At 64.0% G+C, this 15,308-nt stretch carries 17 protein-coding genes and 1 pseudogene; 14 read left to right on the top strand and 4 right to left on the bottom strand.

Annotated elements, in window-relative coordinates; genetic code table 11:
- Nucleotides 1-116: 116 nt before the first annotated feature.
- The 5 genes from LB543_RS07585 (at nucleotide 117) to LB543_RS07565 (ending at nucleotide 2,691) form a co-directional block, all read left to right on the top strand.
- Nucleotides 117-737 carry a ribonuclease D gene (locus LB543_RS07585; RefSeq protein ID WP_224613638.1) on the top strand — a complete coding sequence of 207 codons (621 nt, stop codon included), beginning with the start codon at nucleotides 117-119 and terminating at the stop codon, nucleotides 735-737.
- A 41-nt stretch (nucleotides 738-778) separates the two neighbouring features.
- Nucleotides 779-979 (top strand): hypothetical protein, encoded by a 201-nt coding sequence (locus LB543_RS07580; protein WP_224613637.1) that lies wholly within the window; start codon nucleotides 779-781, stop codon nucleotides 977-979.
- A 109-nt stretch (nucleotides 980-1,088) separates the two neighbouring features.
- Nucleotides 1,089-1,343: a GlsB/YeaQ/YmgE family stress response membrane protein gene (locus LB543_RS07575; RefSeq protein WP_140756328.1), complete on the top strand. Its 255-nt coding sequence runs from the start codon at nucleotides 1,089-1,091 to the stop codon at nucleotides 1,341-1,343.
- A gap of 25 nt (nucleotides 1,344-1,368) precedes the next feature.
- Nucleotides 1,369-1,515: a hypothetical protein gene (locus LB543_RS07570; RefSeq protein WP_140756325.1), complete on the top strand. Its 147-nt coding sequence runs from the start codon at nucleotides 1,369-1,371 to the stop codon at nucleotides 1,513-1,515.
- Nucleotides 1,516-1,680: 165 nt separating this feature from the next.
- Nucleotides 1,681-2,691: a lactonase family protein gene (locus tag LB543_RS07565; protein ID WP_224613636.1), complete on the top strand. Its 1,011-nt coding sequence runs from the start codon at nucleotides 1,681-1,683 to the stop codon at nucleotides 2,689-2,691.
- Nucleotides 2,692-2,733: 42 nt separating this feature from the next.
- On the opposite strand, the gene LB543_RS07560 is transcribed toward LB543_RS07565, so the two are convergent.
- Complete coding sequence (locus LB543_RS07560) at nucleotides 2,734-3,273, bottom strand: inorganic diphosphatase (RefSeq protein WP_224597322.1); 540 nt, start codon at nucleotides 3,271-3,273, stop codon at nucleotides 2,734-2,736.
- A 91-nt stretch (nucleotides 3,274-3,364) separates the two neighbouring features.
- Here LB543_RS07560 and LB543_RS07555 point away from each other — a divergent pair, with 91 nt between their 5' ends.
- The 3 genes from LB543_RS07555 to LB543_RS07545 all read left to right on the top strand — a co-directional run bounded on the left by LB543_RS07555 (nucleotide 3,365) and on the right by LB543_RS07545 (nucleotide 6,837).
- Nucleotides 3,365-3,616 (top strand): hypothetical protein, encoded by a 252-nt coding sequence (locus tag LB543_RS07555; RefSeq protein ID WP_224613635.1) that lies wholly within the window; start codon nucleotides 3,365-3,367, stop codon nucleotides 3,614-3,616.
- A 116-nt stretch (nucleotides 3,617-3,732) separates the two neighbouring features.
- Nucleotides 3,733-6,006: a transglycosylase domain-containing protein gene (locus LB543_RS07550; protein ID WP_224613634.1), complete on the top strand. Its 2,274-nt coding sequence runs from the start codon at nucleotides 3,733-3,735 to the stop codon at nucleotides 6,004-6,006.
- A gap of 78 nt (nucleotides 6,007-6,084) precedes the next feature.
- On the top strand, nucleotides 6,085-6,837 hold the full coding sequence (locus LB543_RS07545) for an SDR family NAD(P)-dependent oxidoreductase (protein WP_140756313.1): 753 nt from the start codon (nucleotides 6,085-6,087) through the stop codon (nucleotides 6,835-6,837).
- 27 nt (nucleotides 6,838-6,864) lie between these two features.
- Here the strand turns inward: LB543_RS07545 and LB543_RS07540 are convergent, their stop codons facing one another.
- Entirely contained in the window at nucleotides 6,865-7,785 is a 921-nt protein-coding gene (locus LB543_RS07540; protein WP_224613633.1) for a zinc-binding dehydrogenase, read from the bottom strand.
- Nucleotides 7,786-7,881: 96 nt separating this feature from the next.
- On the opposite strand from LB543_RS07540, the gene LB543_RS07535 reads away from it, so the two are divergent.
- Nucleotides 7,882-8,691: an AraC family transcriptional regulator gene (locus LB543_RS07535; protein WP_224613632.1), complete on the top strand. Its 810-nt coding sequence runs from the start codon at nucleotides 7,882-7,884 to the stop codon at nucleotides 8,689-8,691.
- A 25-nt stretch (nucleotides 8,692-8,716) separates the two neighbouring features.
- Here LB543_RS07535 and LB543_RS07530 read toward each other — a convergent pair.
- Both LB543_RS07530 and LB543_RS07525 read right to left on the bottom strand, forming a co-directional pair.
- A pseudogene (locus LB543_RS07530) lies at nucleotides 8,717-9,240 on the bottom strand (sodium:proton antiporter); the annotation flags it as partial.
- Between the two features lie 222 nt (nucleotides 9,241-9,462).
- A complete protein-coding gene (locus LB543_RS07525; RefSeq protein WP_224613631.1) occupies nucleotides 9,463-9,912 on the bottom strand; it encodes a host attachment protein in 450 nt (149 codons plus the stop codon).
- Nucleotides 9,913-10,293: 381 nt separating this feature from the next.
- On the opposite strand from LB543_RS07525, the gene cysG reads away from it, so the two are divergent.
- From cysG to LB543_RS07500, 5 genes are all read left to right on the top strand, one after another.
- A complete protein-coding gene (gene cysG, locus LB543_RS07520) occupies nucleotides 10,294-11,742 on the top strand; it encodes a siroheme synthase CysG (protein WP_224613630.1) in 1,449 nt (482 codons plus the stop codon).
- Entirely contained in the window at nucleotides 11,739-12,032 is a 294-nt protein-coding gene (locus tag LB543_RS07515; protein WP_224613629.1) for a DUF2849 domain-containing protein, read from the top strand. Before cysG ends, LB543_RS07515 begins: the two co-directional genes overlap by 4 nt.
- Nucleotides 12,033-12,067: 35 nt before the next feature.
- Complete coding sequence (locus tag LB543_RS07510) at nucleotides 12,068-13,738, top strand: nitrite/sulfite reductase (protein WP_140756300.1); 1,671 nt, start codon at nucleotides 12,068-12,070, stop codon at nucleotides 13,736-13,738.
- Complete coding sequence (locus tag LB543_RS07505; RefSeq protein ID WP_140756298.1) at nucleotides 13,713-14,477, top strand: phosphoadenylyl-sulfate reductase; 765 nt, start codon at nucleotides 13,713-13,715, stop codon at nucleotides 14,475-14,477. The genes LB543_RS07510 and LB543_RS07505 overlap by 26 nt, the downstream gene beginning before the upstream one ends.
- Before the next feature lie 170 nt (nucleotides 14,478-14,647).
- On the top strand, nucleotides 14,648-15,181 hold the full coding sequence (locus LB543_RS07500) for a DUF934 domain-containing protein (protein ID WP_224613628.1): 534 nt from the start codon (nucleotides 14,648-14,650) through the stop codon (nucleotides 15,179-15,181).
- The last annotated feature ends 127 nt before the right edge of the window (nucleotides 15,182-15,308 follow it).

The raw sequence follows: 15,308 nt of genomic DNA, 5'->3' as shown, positions 1-15,308 counted from the left end.
TTTCTGTTGATTTTTCCGCCGATCACGGCGAGGACGGGTCGACAGCGCAATGTGTCGGAGCGCGTGCGCTTCTTCGATGGATGCGCGACGCCGAAGGCCGCGACCCGGAGAAGACGATGAGCGATATCCGCTTCCATAAAAACGATCTGCCTGACCTCTCCCGCTACGATGTCGCGGCGGTGGCCATCGATACGGAAACGCTCGGCCTCAACCCGCACCGCGACCGGCTCTGCGTGGTGCAGATCTCGCCTGGCGACGGCAGCGCCGACGTCATCCAGATCGCGCCGGGCCAGAAGAAGGCGCCGAACCTTGTCAGCCTGTTGAGGAACCGCACGATCACCAAGCTGTTCCACTACGGTCGCTTCGACCTCGCCGTGCTCTACAACGCGTTTGGCGCAATGTCCGAGCCGGTGTTCTGCACCAAGATCGCCTCACGGCTGACGCGCACCTACACCGACCGGCATGGGCTGAAGGACATCTGCTTCGAGCTTCTCGGCGTCGGCCTGTCCAAGGCGCAGCAATCGTCGGATTGGGCGGCCGAAACGCTGTCGCCCGAGCAGCTCGAATATGCGGCCTCGGACGTGCTCTATCTGCATCGGTTGCGCGACGTGCTGGCCGGGCGGCTGGCGCGCGAGGGGCGCACCAAGGAGGCGGACGCCTGTTTCCGCTTCCTGCCGACACGGGCCAAGCTTGACCTGATGGGCTGGGACGAAGAGGATATCTTCGCTCACAGCTGATGGCCCTCGTGGCGATCAACCGGCTGGAAGAAGGGGATGAGATGGCGGACAGAAAGCCGATATCGACCGCGCCGACCGACGGCTCCAAGGTCACCGTCACCTGGAAGGACAGTGATGGCGTCCTCAATGAATCCATAGCGCAATACCGCGACGGCGGCTGGTGGGTCTACACCGACAGCCACACGCAAAAGAAGGTCGAGCCGACCAACTGGCGGCCCACCGCCGGCGACGACGACCAGTGAGCGCGCCCGCTGGCGAGGCCGGGGGCTTTCGCATAGGCTGAAGCCGTTGATATCGGGGCCGATTCGGACCCTTCCGCTCCGCACGCGCTCTTGCTCGGGGGAAACTGCTATAGGTGCCGAAAGCCTTCTCGTCTTCATCATCATTGGTGCCATCGCCGGCTGGCTCGCCGGTCTTATCGTTTCGGGTTTCGGCTTCGGGCTGATCGGCAACATTATCGTCGGCATCGTCGGCGCGTTCATCGCCGGCTGGCTGTTCCCGCGGATCGGCTTCTCCATCGGCGGCGGCATCATCGCCTCCATCATCCACGCAACGATCGGCGCCATCATCCTTTTGGTGCTGGTCAAGGTCCTGAAACGAGCCTGAGGCTCGGCACGGCAAAAGGCGCGGCATGAAGCAGAACACGCTCTATCTCATCATTGGCGGGCTCATCGTCGTGGTCATCGCGCTGGGCGTCTACGTCTATCGCGAGCAGACCAGGCCGAAAGGCGTCGAACTCAAAATCGACGACAAGGGCATTTCGATCCAGCAGAACTGAGCCTACGCTCGACTGGCATGTCGTTTGATTCTCCGGATGGCGGGCAGCCTTTGATCGACAAGCGCGAGGGCAAGGTCGGCCCGAAATCCAGGGGCTGTGCGGGGGTTCGTCCGTGGTCGGGGTCTGCAAGACGGATCTTCCAATGCCCGAGCTCGGTGGGGTTGCATGACGATACCTCCCGTCGCATTCAGGGCCAGCCAAGCCGTTCGGGCAGCGCTTTCGGCCATAAGACGCACCGAGGATCTGCGCTTTTCGCCCGACAACCGGCTGCTGGCGATCGCGGCCTTCGCGCGCAAACGCTGCCTGCTCCTGCGTATCGATGTCGAGACGCGGCCTGATGGTCCTGACGTCACCATCCATGATTTCATGGAACTGAGATCGGACGGCATAGGCGAGGTCCATGGCCTCGATTTCATGGATGACAAGACCCTGGTGGTTGCCAACCGCGATGGGCAGCTTGCGATATTTGCCCTGCCCATGGAAAGCATGGCGGGCCAGCATCGGGAGATCACCGCGCTTCGGCGGATCGACGGCAAGCCTTTCTGCAAACTCAGGACACCGGGCTCGGTCGTCGTCCGGCGCGAGTCCGGCGGCCGCGTCAGCCTGCTGGTCTGCAACAACTACACGCATCTGGTCACCCGGCACGTGGCTATCCGCTGGCTGGGCCATCGGACAGTCAGGAACCAGCCATTGCTCAGGAACGGCCTCGACATACCCGACGGGATCGCAATCAGCCATGACGGCAAATGGATTGCCGTCAGCAGCCATGGCACGAGGGACGTGAAGCTTTACCAGATGTCCTCATCGCTTGGGCCGAAGAGCGAGCCTGTCGGCATCCTGCAAGATGCCGGCTTTCCACATGGCCTGCGCTTCACCAGGGATGACCGGCAAATCCTCGTGGCCGATGCCGGCAGCCCGGCGGTGCATGTCTATGAACGCGGCGACGGCTGGACCGGGCGACGCGGCCCTGTGCGTTCGGTCGGCGTGCTCGACGAGGAGATATTTCTGCGGGGCAGGGCCAGTGTCGAGGAAGGCGGTCCAAAGGGCCTCGACATCGACCGTTCGAACAGTGTCGTTGCGGTCACCTGCGAGGAGCAGGCGCTGGCCTTCTATCCGCTGGCGTCGATTGTCGGAAAGACAATGTCGGGGATCGAGCCAGGCGTGGCGCATCCTTAAGCGCCTGATCGAGCGGAACAAGGCACCAGAAAGTGGCCATGCCTACTTCCGCGACCTGGCAGCAAAGGCCTTCATCCCCTTCTTGATTGCCCTGTGCGCCTCATCGGCATCCTGCCAGCCTTTGAACTTGATGGTTTTGCCGGTCCCAAGCACCGACGACAGAAAGAACTGTTCGATCTCGCGCCTGAGACGCTCGGGCACATGGTCCGCAGCCACCGGCTCGTCCGCAGCGTCTTCCCGGTGAGGACAGAAGACGTAACGGTCGTTGCGCAGGGCCTCGCCGCCCTGATCCTTCTGCTTGACCCGCAGCGCACCCAAAAGGTCGCATTTGATGACGGTGCCGGGACCCGTGGCGGCCTGATGGATGACAAGTCCATCCAGGGGATCGCCATCGTCCCCCAATGTGGAGGGAATAAACCCCCAATCGTAGGGGTACGTCATTCCGACCGGCAAAGGGCGGACATAGCCGAATACCTGGGTAGCCGGCTCATAGGCTACCTTGGCCGCTGCACCGCGCGGGGTTTCGATGACGACTCTGACAAGGCCCTTCGTCGTCGTCGGCAGCTTGAGATAGTCGGGCATGAGGTGCCTCTGTCGCGTTCCGGCTGGTCCGGGATTGGAACTCCAAGGCGCAATGAATGTTCCGAGGAACAGGCCGAGGAGGTTCCAGGAGATGACAAAGGCTTCTTTGCACTTGCTCAAGGGCGTGGGTTATTTGATTTCAACTCTGAGCGTTGTGCTGCTGGCCATCGTCAGTTGGTCAAGCGCTTCCAGAAGCCCGCTGCTGACCACCTGTCTGCTTGTCGGCGCGGCGACGTCGATTGCCGGCATGTTCTGCCGATGGCTGACCTATGAGATCGAAAAACGCAGGGAAGACAATAAGGGCGCTCGTTGGGATCACCAGGTGACGGGAGAAGAGGATTAACAAATTCCTAACGGATTTCAACGGTTTGGCCGAACCTCTGTTTAACCCGCCCTTAAATCGCCGCATCTACTCTTCAACCCGAGCGCCATTGGCACCGGGGACATCAAGCGCAGCGCATGGCGAACCGCAGAGACAGTCGCATCGAGCCCAGCTTCGAAGGGCCGCCACGAGCGAGATCCCAGACGGGTCTTTCGGTGAGCGAGGAGGACCGCGTCGTGCCGAGCAATCGCAAAGCCTCCGCCAAACGCAAATCATCGAAGGGGAAATCGTCGCGGGGAAGGCGCGGCGGAAGCGGGCGCGGCCTGTTCGGCGTGCTCGGCCGGCTGGTCTACTGGTGCTTCGTGCTCGCCATATGGGGCGGCATCGCGGTGGCGGGCGTCGTCATCTACTACGGAGCCAAGATGCCCGCGGCCACGACCTGGTCGATCCCCGACCGTGCACCCAACATCAAGATCGTCTCGGCCGACGGGCAGTTGCTGGCCAATCGCGGCATGAGCGGCGGTGAAGCCGTCGGCCTGCACGAAATGTCGCCTTATATTCCCGAGGCGGTGATCGCCATCGAGGACCGCCGTTTCTATTCGCATTTCGGCGTCGATCCTATCGGCCTGGCGCGCGCCATGGTGACCAACCTCATCGGCGGGCACTTCTCGCAAGGTGGTTCGACGCTGACGCAGCAATTGGCGAAGAACCTGTTCCTGAAGCCTGACCGCACGCTGGAACGCAAGGTGCAGGAGGTGCTGCTGGCGCTGTGGCTGGAGCACAAGCACACCAAGGACCAGATCCTCGAAATGTACCTCAACCGGGTCTATTTCGGCTCCGGCGCCTATGGTGTCGAGGCGGCCTCGCGGCGTTATTTCGGCAAGAGCGCGCGCGACGTCACTCTGTCGGAAGCCGCACTCCTGGCTGGCCTGCTGAAGGCACCCTCGCGGCTGTCGCCGGCGCGCGATCCCAAGGCCGCCGAAGAGCGCTCGCAACTGGTGCTCGCAGCGATGCGCGAGGAGGGCAAGATCAGCGAGAAGGAACTGAAGACGGCGCTCAGCGCGCCGGCGACGCGCTCGCCATCCTACTGGACCGGCTCGGAAAACTATGTCGCCGACACCATCATGGAAGAACTGCCCGACCTGATCGGCGACGTGCGCGGCGATATCGTCATCGACTCCACCGTCGACCTGAACCTGCAGAAACTCGCCGAACAGTCGATCCGCCGGCTGATCGACGACAGCGGCAAGAAGCTCAACGTCACCCAGGGCGCGCTGGTGTCGATCGACGATTCCGGCGCGGTGCGCGCCATGGTCGGCGGCTACGATTATTCGACCAGCCAGTTCGACCGCGCCTCGGAGGCGCGCCGGCAGCCTGGCTCGGCGTTCAAGCCGTTCGTCTATATGGCTGCGCTCGAGGCCGGCCGTACGCCCGATAGTATCCGCAACGATGCGCCGATCAAGATCGGCAACTGGACGCCGGACAATTACGGCGGCAAGTACTTTGGCAAGGTCACCCTGGCGACGGCGCTGGCCAAATCGCTGAACTCGGTTGCGGCGCAATTGACCATGGAGGTCGGGCCGAACGCGGTCGTCGAAGCCGCGCACCGCATGGGCATCCAGTCCGATTTGCAGGCCAATACCTCGATCGCGCTCGGCACGTCGGAAGTGACGCCGCTGGAACTGACCTCGGCCTATGTGCCTTTCGCCAATGGCGGTTACAAACCCGACATCCATTTCATCCGCCGCATCACGACCGCCGAGGGTAAGGTGCTTTACGACGCCGCCGGCGGCGCCGCGCCACGTGTCGTAAAACCCGAGATCGTCGGCATGATGAACTCGATGATGACCGGCACGGTCGAGATCGGCACCGCCAAGAAGGCGGCCTTCGCCTGGCCGTCGGCCGGCAAGACCGGCACCAGCCAGAATTCGCGCGACGCCTGGTTCGTCGGCTACACCGCCAATCTCACCACCGGCGTGTGGTTCGGCAATGACGACGGCACGGCGATGAAGAAGGTCACCGGCGGCGCGTTGCCGGCACAGGCCTGGCATGAATTCATGGTCGCCGCGCATGAGGGCGTGCCGGTGCGGCCGCTGCCCGGCACCTGGAAGTCGACGCCGGCGGACACGATAGTACCCGACGACATTCCCTCGGCAGACAACAACCAGCCGGCACCGGTTCCGTCGGCTTCGGTTGGACAGCAAGCGCCGGCCGCGCAAGCGGCGGCACCGGCGACGCCAGCGCCGGTCCGTGCGGCGCGGCCTGCCCAGACCGTCGATGCCGATGGCTTCAACATGCCGGCGGATGGCGGCACCACGGCTTCGGTCGGACATCCGGTGCCGCCAGGCAGCGTCGGCGGTCCGCTCAAGAAGCGGCAGACCTCGATCCTGGATATTCTTGGCGGCGGCTGAGCAACCGGCTAGCGGCGTCAATCCGCCTCTCGCCACCCCGGCTGCGTTCGGCTACATGTCCAGCCCGGAGACCGCGACATGACCGAAACCGACACCAGAAAGACCATCGTGCTGACGGGCGCCAGCCGCGGTATCGGCCATGCCACGGTCAAGCGCTTTTCGCGCGAGGGCTGGCGCGTCATCACCTGTTCGCGCCAGGCCTTCGCCGAGGATTGCCCGTGGCCTGCCGGTCCGGAGGACCACATCAAGGTCGATCTCGCCGATCAGGAAGATGTCGGTATTGCGGTCTCCGAGATCCGTCATCGGCTCGAAGCGCATGGCGGGCAGTTGCACGCGCTGGTCAACAATGCCGGCATTTCGCCCAAGCTCGGGGATGGCAACAGCCGCATGGACTCGATCGACACGCCGATGCATGTCTGGCGCGACGTGTTCCAGGTCAATTTCTTCGCGCCGATCATGCTGGCGCGCGGCCTGTTCAAGGAATTGGCGGCGGCCAAGGGCTCGATCGTCAACGTGACGTCGATCGCCGGCACCCGCGTGCATCCCTTCGCCGGCACTGCCTATGCGACGTCGAAGGCGGCGCTCGGCTCGCTGACACGCGAGATGGCGCATGACTTCGGCCCGCACGGCATCCGCGTCAACGCCATCGCGCCGGGCGAGATCGATACCGCGATCCTATCGCCGGGCACGGAAAAGATCGTCGAGACCATCCCACTGCGGCGCCTGGGCACCACGGCGGAGGTCGCCGACATCATCTTTTTCCTCTGCTCAGGTCAGGCGTCCTACGTCACGGGCTCGGAAATCCACATCAATGGCGGCCAGCACGTTTGAACTGGTCGACTTCAGGCTGGGGCCGGCTCAACTGCCGATGGTGAGAACGGCCTTGCCGCTGATACCGCGCTGGCGCAGTGCGTCCAGGGCCTGTCCGATGTCCGTCCATGGCACGGTCAAGGCGATGCGGGTATCCAGCCGGCCGGCGACGGCCAGGTCGAGCAGCGTGGCGATATCGGCGCCGATGGCCGAACCGGACGCGTAGTAGGCGAACGTCTGAAGCCTCGCCCCTTCGTGACCCGGAACGAACTGACGGAACCCAACCGGCGTGAGTTCGCCACTGCTCGAACCGAACATGACGATTGTCCCGCCGGGGGCGACGCGTTCGATCGCGTGTGCGAGGCTTTTGCCGCCGACCGACTCGGTGATCAGTGAAAACGGTCCCTCGGCGAACTCGATCGACTCGACGATCCGATCGGCGCCCAGTCCACGCAGATCCTCGTGGTGCCGGGCGGCGGCGATGGCCGTCACCGACGCGCCTTGCTCGCGGGCGATCTGGATCTGGAAGCGACCGACGGCACCGCTTGCACCGGTGATCAGGATCTTTAGGCCGGCCAGGTCAGCGCCATGGCGCAAGGTCCTGAGCGCCGTCGTGCCCGCCACCGGAAGCGTAGCTGCCGAGACGAAGCTGACCTCATCCGGCAGGACGGCGAGACGGTCGGTTGAAACGGCGACCCGTTCGGCCCAGCCTGCCTGGTCGACCAGAGCCGCGACCCGGGTGCCAGCGGCCGGCCCGGACCCATCGGCGGCCGCGCGTTCGACAATCCCAACGATATCCTGGCCGGGTATCCAGCCGTTCGAGCGGATGGTCAGCAGGCGCAGTTCCCCCCGATTCAACGAGCTTGCGTGCACCGAGACGAGCGCCTCGTCCTCAAGGGGCCGAGGTTCTTCCACCTCGGCGAGCCTCAATCCCGTGGCGCTGTCGGAAGATATGACTAAGGCGAGCATGGTTACGGACCTTCTTGCTGGAGGCCGGAACTTTATCGGCCTCCCCGCTTGAAGAATTTAGCTATCCTGGCATTTAATCGCTAAAAGCAGTCAATCATGAGACAGCCTCTTCGCTACCCATGGCCCAATTTCGATGTCGATGACGTGCTGGCGCCGGCCATCGCCGTGCGTGTCGACGTCACCGAGACCAGAGCGGAGGTACCCGCCCATTGGCACCGCAAGGGCCAGCTCGTCTTTGCGCTCGGAGGCGGCGTCACATGCCGCGTTCCGAGCGGCTTGTGGATGGTGCCGCCGCATTGCGGGGTATGGATCCCCGGCGCCATGGAGCACAGCAACATCGCGACGGCCAATGCCCGGATATTCTTCGTCTACATCGAGCCGGGAGCCGCCGAATTGCCGGACCGGTGCTGCACGCTTTCGATCTCGCCGCTGCTGCGCGAACTGATCGTCGAGCTGTCCGACAGCGTGCAGGACGACCAGGCAAGGGATGATCTCTTGACCAGGACCTTGCTTGCAGAACTGCCGCGCATGCCTATCCAGCAGCTGCATCTGCCGATTTCATCCGAGCCGCGCTTGAGGCGGATCGCCGAGGCATTGGCGCAGCACCCTGCCGATCGCAGCACGTTGGCACAATGGGCCAACCGCGTCGCGCTCAGCGAAAGCAGTCTGGCGCGTCTCGTCGTCAAGGAGACTGGCTTGAGCTTCGGGCGCTGGCGCCAGCAATTGCACCTGATCGTCGCCATTCGGGAGCTGGCGTCCGGTGCCAGCGTGCAGCAAGTCTCGGGCGATCTCGGCTATGGCTCGGTGACCGCCTTCATCACCATGTTCAAGAAGGCGCTTGGCAAGCCCCCGGCAAAATACCTCGACAGCGTCGCGCAAAACGGCGGCTCGGCATTCGTGGCATAGTTAACACGCCCGTGGGCACGTCGGCTCAGGCCGCGGACGGTTCCGCGACCCGCGGCTTGTGGCCAAACACCTCCTCGACAATGCCGCGCGCGATCTCGCGTTCGCCCATGATCTCGGTGTCGGCGCGTCCTCGATGACGAGGAAAGGCTGTGCCGCTTCCTTCAGCGCGGCACCGACCAGGCCACCGACCCGGCCATAGCCGATGAGGATGGCATGGCCGGCAAGGGTCGTCCTCGGCGGAGGACCGTCTTCCTTGCTGGATGTTGCGGCGACGGAGGCCACCTGGCCCGGTTCCGTCGCCGGGCCGACCGGCTTGGTGTCCGCCGGCGGCGCCGTCCTGATGGCACGGGCCTCGAGCCACGGCTTCATCCAGTCTATGACCAGGAACATCAACGGGTTGAGCACGATCGACAGGATGGCGCCGGCCAGGATCAGGTCGCGGCCTTGCTCGGGCAGGAGTTTCAGCCCGACGCCGAGTTCGGCCAGAATGAAGGAGGATTCGCCGATCTGCGCAAGGCTGATGGTGGCGATAAGGGGCGTGTCATGCGGCATTGTCTATGGAGCGCCTTTCAAGCCAGCGATGTCGGATATGCGCGGCCCTAAGCCGCCGCCTGTTTCGCAACATGGTGGAAGGCGTAACTGTGATGCAACCCGCAAAGGGTGCGAAAGGCGATGGCGCGGCGACAAAATGCTGGACCGGCGACCGAGACGCCGCCGATCTGCTTGAGCCGGCTATGATATTCGCCTTGACGACCAATCCGTTGCTGGCGATCAGGCTGCCTGCAACAGCGCCTCGATCTCGGGGATGCCGTGGTTGGTCATGGTCTTCGGGATTTCGGCCGTAACCTTGTCAGCTACCTCCTTATGCAGCTTCTTGCGCATGGCGCCGAGCACCACTGGTGGGGCGACAAGCACAAGGCTGTCGAACTCGCCGTCATGGGCGAGTTTGTAGAGCCGGGCGGCAATCTCCTCGGCGAAGCGTTCCTTGCCTATGCGATGCCAGTCGGTATCCTCGACCGCGCTGCGGTGCATGGATGGGCCATCATTGTATCGGCCGGGGCTGTCGCTTCCCTGTTCGCGTGTGGGCGGGTTTTCCTGTTCAATCACCTGCACGACTTCAAGATTGGGAAACTTGGTGTCGCCGCCGTTCTTGAGCAGGAGCGCCTTTTCACCGTCGGCCACCACAACCCAAATGCCATGCTTCAGTTTGATCGTGTTCATGAGGACGCTCCTTGTTGCGTGGTGGCTATACCGGGAACGCGTTTCCGCCCGTCAACGTTCCAACCCCCGCCACGGACCGAATAACCGTGCAGACCGGGCGCCGAACATGAAATCGTCACCAGACGACTTTAATCTACTAAAATGGTAGAAATTGGAAAAAACTGTTTTCCGGACAGGTCGCAGGCAGCTAGAAGCGCCTGAAATCAAGGTCGATTTCGGCGACCTGGCCTGGCCAAAGGCATGGGCGTGGAATATTTTTCTCTTGCCCTTCGCGGTTGCGAAAAAGCGATTGCCTGCCATCACCGGATGCGCGAGTGCTTTGCTTCTGCTTTTTTACGCCTGGGCGTAAAACTGCGAAACTGTTCCCGGATTGCTATTATCATGTCGCAAGCCACCACCAAGCTCAACGCCTTTCCCGTCTTCATGCGGGTCGAGGGCGAAGCCGTGGCCATTGTCGGCGGCGGCGAGGAGGCTCTGGCCAAGGCGCGGCTGATCGCCCAGTCGAGTGCCGTTCTGCACATCATCGCCAGCGATGCCGAGCCGGAGCTGTTGACCTTCATCGCCGAAACCGGCGCGAACCATGTGGCCCGCGCGTATGATGCCTCGCAACTCGAAGGCGCCGTGATGGTGTTCGCCGCCAGCGGCGACGAGGCGCTCGATCGGCGCGTAGCCGCCGACGCGCGCCGGCTGGGCATTCCGGTCAATGCCGTCGACCGGCCGGACCTCTGCGATTTCTTCACCCCGGCGCTGGTCAACCGCGCACCGGTCGCCATTGCCATCGGCACCGAAGGTGCGGGTCCGGTGCTGGCGCAGATGCTGCGCGGCCGCATCGACGGCATGCTGTCGCCGTCGCTTGGGGCGCTGGCCGCGCTTGCCGCGTCGTTCCGCAATGCCGCCGCGAGATTGCCCAGGGGCAATGTGCGCCGCCGTTTCTGGAGTGACTTCTTCGGCGGAGCGCCAGCGCGCGCCATCGAGGCCGGCGATTTTTCGCAGGCGCACGAAGCCGCCGCCGATCTCCTGTTGTCCGACGCGCCGGTTCGCGGCCACATCGCCCTGGTGGGCGCCGGTCCCGGCGCCGAGGACCTTCTCACGCTGCGGGCGCATCGCCTGCTGATGGAGGCCGACGTCATCGTCCATGACGCGCTGGTGCCGGAGGCGGTCGTCGCCATGGGGCGCCGCGATGCCGAGCGCTTGCCGGTGGGAAAGCGCAAGGGCTGCCATACCAAGAGCCAGGCCGAAATCAACGCGCTGCTGGTGGAGCTTGGCCTTGAGGGCAAGCGCGTCGTGCGGCTGAAGTCGGGCGATCCGCTGGTGTTCGGCCGCGCCGGCGAGGAGATGGCGGCGCTTCGCGATGCCGGCATCGCCTATGAGGTGGTTCCGGGCGTCACCGCAGCCTTCGCCGCTGCCGCAGATTTCGAACTGCCGCTGACGCTGCGCGGTGTGTCCTCCTCGATGGTGTTCACCACCGGCCACGATCTCAAGGGCAATTCGTTGCCAGACTGGGCCAAGCTCGCCATTTCCGGCGCTACCGTCGCCGTCTACATGGGCCGCTCGGTCGCGGCCGAAGTCGCCGGTCGGCTGATCGAGGCCGGCCTGTCGCCGGACACGGCGGTCGCCGTGGTCGAGAATGCCAGCCTGACCAATCGCCGACGCTTCCACGGCACGCTTGCCGACCTGCCGTCGCTGGAAGCGCGCGCCGATCTGTCCGGCCCGGTCATGACCATCATCGGCGACGCCGTCGCCGGTGCCAATTTCGAGCGGTCGGAGCCGCTCGCGGCACACAGACATGAGAGTGCGCCCGTAGCGGCCGCCGAGGGAGTTCAGCCATGAAGATACTGACCGCCAATCGCCTCGGCGACGGCATTGCCGTCTGGTACGCCGACGGCGGCTGGGCCGAGACGGTGGACCATGCTGACCTTGCCCACGACAAGGCGGCCGAGGATCGGCTGGAGGCCATCGGCGCCAAGGCCCACGCCGACAATGAAGTGGTCGACGTCAATCTGATCGATGCGGAAGTCGTCGACGGCGTCGTCGAGCCGGTGCGGCTGCGCGAGAAGATCCGCGCCGCCGGTCCCACCATCCGCAACGATCTCGGCAAGCAGGCTGCCCAGGCAGCCTAACCAGACACGGGCGGACGCGCCCTGAAAGACTAAGCATGTACCGTTACGATGAGTTCGACCACGATTTTGTCCAGGCCCGCGTCGCCGAGTTCAGCGACCAGGTCGAGCGCCGGCTGTCCGGCGAGATCACCGAGGACCAGTTCCGGCCGCTCAGGCTGATGAATGGCGTCTATCTGCAGCTGCACGCCTATATGCTGCGCATCGCCGTGCCCTATGGCACGCTGAACGGCAAGCAGCTGCGCATGCTTGGCCACATCGCCCGCAAATACGACAAGGGCTACGGCCATTTCACCACGCGCCAGAACATCCAGTTCAACTGGCCGGCGCTGTCGGATATTCCAGCGATCCTGGCGGACCTGGCCAGCGTGGAGATGCACGCCATCCAGACCAGCGGCAATTGCATCCGCAATGTCACCGCCGACCATTTTGCCGGGGCGGCCGCCGACGAGGTCGCCGATCCGCGTCCCTATGCGGAAATCCTGCGGCAATGGTCCTCGGTGCATCCGGAATTCTCTTTCCTGCCGCGCAAATTCAAGATCGCGGTGACGGGAGCCGAGCGCGACCGCGCCGCCATACAGACGCACGACATCGGCCTGCACCTGAAAAAGAACGCCGCCGGCGAGCTCGGCTTCGCCGTCTATGTCGGTGGCGGCCAGGGCCGCACGCCGATGGTGGCGCGCAAGATCCGCGACTTCCTGCCGGAGGCCGACCTTCTGTCCTACTGCACGGCGATCCTGCGCGTTTACAATCTCTATGGCCGCCGCGACAACAAGTACAAGGCGCGCATCAAGATCCTGGTCCACGAGACCGGCGCCGAGGAAATCACCCGCCAGGTCGAGGCCGAGTGGCAGGAGTTGAAGGACGCGGAGCTGAAGTTGCCGGAGGCGGACATCCGCGCCATCGAGGCCTATTTCGCCCCGCCGGCGCTGGCCGGGCGGCCGGACGGCGATGCGGCCGTCAAGCTGGCGCGGCTGGATTCCAAGGGCTTCTCGGACTGGCTCGACCAGAACGTGGTGACGCACCGCCACCCCGACTACGCGGCGGTGACGATCTCACTCAAGGGTATCGGCGAGGTGCCGGGCGATGCGACCGACAGCCAGATGGAAGCGGTCGCCGACATTGCCGAGAAGTATGCCTTTGACGAGCTTCGCGTCAGCCACGAGCAGAACCTGATCCTGCCGCATGTGGCGCGCGCCGACCTCAAGGCGGTCTATGACGCGCTGGTCGACATCGGGCTGGCGACGGCCAATTCCAACCTGATCTCGGACATCATCTCGTGCCCGGGCCTCGATTATTGCGCGCTGGCGACCGCGCGCTCGATCCCGATCGCACAGGAAATCTCGCGTCGCTTCGCCTCGCTGGAGCGGCAGCGCGAGATCGGCGAGCTGAAGTTGAAAATCTCGGGCTGCATCAATGCCTGCGGCCACCACCATGTCGGCCATATCGGCATCCTCGGTGTCGAGAAGAAGGGCTCCGAACTCTATCAGGTGACACTGGGCGGTTCGGCCGACGAGAACACTTCGGTCGGTGAGATCATCGGCCGCGGCTTCTCTTCGGAAGAAATCACCGATGCCATCGAGCAGATCGTCGACACCTATCTCGGCCTTCGGCTCAACCCGCAGGAAAAATTCATCGACGCCTACCGCCGTGTCGGTCCCGCGCCGTTCAAGGAGGCGCTCTATGCTGGCGAAGCCAAGGCCGCTTGACCATATCGTCGACGTCGATGACGGCATCGCCGCCAAGGCGGCGGGGTTAGACGCACTCTACGGTCATCTCAGCCCGATCGAGATCATCGAACGATCGGCCAAGGAACTGTTTCACGACGAGATCGCCGCCGTGTCTTCGTTCGGCGCGGATTCGGCGGTGCTGCTGCACATGATCGCCAAGATCGACCGCACGCTGCCGGTCATCTTCCTCGATACCGGCAAGCATTTCGAGGAGACGCTCGGCTATCGCGACGCGTTGGTCGCCGATTTCGGGCTGACCAACATCCGGGTGATCAAGCCCGACGAAGCGGCGCTCGAACGGATCGACCCGACCGGCAATCTGCACCAGAACAACACCGACGCCTGCTGCGACGTGCGCAAGGTCGAGCCGCTGGCACGTGGCATCGCACCCTTCCGCGCCTGGTTCACAGGCCGCAAGCGCTTCCAGGCCTCGACACGGGCCGCACTCCCTGTGTTCGAGGCCGTCGGCCCGCGCATCCGCATCAATCCGCTAGCGCACTGGACGACATCGGACCAGGCCGACTACATGCGCGCGCATGCGCTGCGCGAAAATCCACTGGTCGCCTACGGCTATCTGTCGATCGGCTGCTTTCCCTGCACGCAGCCGGTGCAGCCGGGCGAGGACGCGCGCAGCGGCCGCTGGGCCGGGCACGCCAAGACCGAGTGCGGCATTCACCTGTCGGGACTGGAAGTGTCGCTGACCGACGCATCACTATAGGGTATGTTGCCATTCAGGTGAGGCCGGCCTTGCAAACGGCAGTTTCCTGCGCTTCCGCTGCTCGCGTACTTCAAGTACGCTCCGCTCTGGTTCTCGGAAGCAGCCGTTTTCGACGCGGCCTGGCCTGAATTTCAACACACCCTTGAGCTCTTCGAATTTTAGGAATTTTGATGACTGAACTGACGACACCGGAGACCCGGCTCTGGACCCCGGAGGGTTTTCGCGAAGACGAGTGGACCCATGCCGAAAGCGCCGATGCGCTCTCCGGCAATGGCCGCTTCATCCTGCCGCTGCAGGCGTTCCTCGATCTCGACCCGGAGGTGCGCCGCTCGGCGAAGGAGCGGCTCGGCGTCCTGCTGCAGCCCGGCGATCAGATGGAGAAGATCGCCGACCTGCTCGACCAGTTGTCGCTAGTGGCGCTGGCCTTTCCGGCCTTCGGCGACGGCCGCTCTTTCTCCAAGGGCGAATTGCTGCGCGGCCGCTATCATTTCACGGGCGCGCTGCGTGCCACCGGGCAGGTTCTGGTCGACCCGTTGCCGCACATGCTGCGGCTTGGTTTCGACGAGTTCGAGATCTCGAATCCAGTGCTCTTGAAGCGCCTGGAAGAGGGCCGTACCGGCGGGTTGGGGCTTTACTACCAGCCGGCTGCCATAGCGGAGCCCAAAGGCCCGAAATATTCCTGGCGCCGGGTTCGCGGCGACTGACGCCAGTTCTGCACGCCTATACCGTAACCGATATGATCAGGGCTGACGCCTGATTGCGCTGCTGGTCGAACCAGTGGGACTATTTTCGTTTTCTATGAAGGGCCCCAAGGCCCTTTCAATCGGGGAA

It is taken from the genome of Mesorhizobium sp. ESP7-2 (genome assembly GCF_020164715.1).
Classification (GTDB): domain Bacteria; phylum Pseudomonadota; class Alphaproteobacteria; order Rhizobiales; family Rhizobiaceae; genus Mesorhizobium.
Note: the sequence above shows the minus strand (reverse complement) of the source record. Positions and strands in the feature narration are given on the sequence as shown.